The sequence below is a fragment of the Arthrobacter sp. 05L417 genome (assembly GCF_056397865.1).
Genome location: NZ_JBFTOG010000078.1, coordinates 1 through 2078, shown reverse-complemented (window position 1 = coordinate 2078; position 2078 = coordinate 1). Strand labels below are relative to the sequence as shown.

At 69.6% G+C, this 2078-nt stretch carries 2 protein-coding genes; both read right to left on the bottom strand.

Translation table 11 applies throughout. The features are described from left to right. Nucleotides 1-1001 (bottom strand): Gfo/Idh/MocA family protein (locus AC1DJW_RS26335; protein WP_476902930.1); only part of this gene is annotated, 1001 nt, incomplete at its 3' end. Between the two features lie 147 nt (nt 1002-1148). Beyond that, nucleotides 1149-2078 (bottom strand): Gfo/Idh/MocA family protein (locus AC1DJW_RS26330; RefSeq protein ID WP_476902929.1); only part of this gene is annotated, 930 nt, incomplete at its 5' end.

Here is a 2078-nt window from a genome sequence, read left to right as displayed (position 1 = left end):
GAGGGCGAGGGCGGGGTCCCGGCGTCGAGGGCCTGCAGGAAGTCGCGGATCTGGTGGGTGAAGGTGTGTTCCCAGCCGATCACGTGGCCCTGGGGCCACCAGGCGGCCATGTAGGGGTGGTCGGGTTCGTTGACCAGGATCCGGCGGAAGCCCTGCTCCCGGACAGGCACGGTGGCGTCCAKGAAACCGAGTTCGTTGATGGTTTCCAGGTCGAACAGGAGCGAGCCCTTGTCGCCGTAGATTTCCATCGTGAGCGAGTTCTTCTTGCCGGTGGCCATGCGGGAGACTTCCACCGAGGCGAGGGCCCCGGAGGCCAGGGTCAGGGTGGCCCAGGCGGCGTCGTCGACCGTGACGTGTTCGGGACCGTCCGCGCCGGGGCGGCTGTCCACGAAGGTGTGCAGCCGGCCGGAGACCTCGGTGACGGTGTCCCCGAGCAGGTACAGGACCTGGTCGATCGCGTGGGAGGCGATGTCGCCCAACGCCCCGGATCCGGCGGTTTCCTTGTTGAGCCGCCAGGTCATGGGGGAGCCGGGGTCCGCGAGCCAGTCCTGGAGGTAGGCGGCGCGGACGTGCCGGACGGTGCCCAGCCGGCCYTCCGCGATSAGCTCGCGGGCCAGGGCGAGGGCCGGGACGCGGCGGTAGTTGAAGCCGATCATGGACTGGATGCCGCGGGCCCGTGCGGCACGCGCGGCTTCGGTCATGGCTTCGGCYTCGGCCAGGGTGTTCGCGAGCGGTTTYTCCACGAGCACGTGCTTGCCCGCCTCCAGCGCCGCGATGGCGATTTCGGCGTGCATCCAGCCCGGGGCGCAGATRTCCACGATGTGGATGTCATCGCGTTCGATGACCTGACGCCAGTCCGTGGCGGACTCGGCCCACCCGTACCKGGCCGCGGCCCCGGCGACCTGTTCCGCATCCCGGCCCACGAGCACTTTCTGCTCGAAGGCCGGAACGTCGAAGAAGCTGGCCACGTTCCGCCACGCGTTCGAATGGGCCTTGCCCATGAACGCGTAACCGATCGCGGCGACACCCAGGGCTGTCCTGCCTGTACTGCGTGCCGCATTGATCCCCTCCGGGGAGGCGCCGGTCTGAGGGGAGGCGCCGGTGTGGGGGGTGGTGGGGGTAGRGGCGGGGCTGGTCATGGGTGATTCCTAGAGGGTGGCGGCCATCGGGTCCCAGTCCTCGGGGAGGGCCTGGGAGGTCACGGCGGAGCTGTCGACGCCTACAAAGGTGCCGGTTTCGGCGGACTCGGAAATGGAGACCAGGGTATCGACCACGTGGTAGGCSAGGGCYCCCTGGGCGCGGTGCGGGACACCGGCGCGCAGGGACCGGGCCATGTCCAGCACGCCCATCCCGCGGCCGTTGGCCGGTCCCGTGGCCGGGATCGTTTCGGCTTCCTCGGCCCCGGCRCGCCAGAGYYTCAGGTCCCCGTCGAAGTAGTTCGGRTCCGGSACTTCSAGGGTGCCTTCGGTGCCGGTGATCTCCACGAAGCCCATCCGCAGGCGGGGGGATTCGAAGCTGAAGACACTGTGCGAGGACGCGCCGCCTTCGAACTGGAGCATCGCGGAGACGTGGGTGGGGACCTCGACGGGGAATTCCTCCCCGGCCTTGGGYCCGGAACCGACCACGCGGACGTCCTTGGCTTTGGACCCGACSGCGGCGACGCGACGGACCGAMCCGAASGCCTGGACGAGGGCGGTGACATAGTAGGGGCCCATGTCGAAGAGCGGGCCKGCGCCGTGGGCGAAGAGGAASGMCGGGTTCGGGTGCCAGGATTCCGGGCCGGGGGTCTGGAACATGGTCAGSGCGGTCAAAGGCGTGCCGATGTCGCCGCGTTCGATGACCCGCCGGGCCGTCTGCAGGCCCGCGCCCAGGAACGTGTCCGGGGCACAGCCCAGACGGATGCCCGCGGCGTCGGCCGTCTTCAACAACGCCAGCCCGGACTCGCGGTCCAGGGAGAACGGCTTCTCGGTCCAGACGTGCTTGCCCGCGTTCACGGCAGCCGTGGCCACCTCGACATGGGCTGCCGGGATGGTCAGGTTCACGATGATCTCGACGTCGGGATGGTTCAGCGCCAGCTC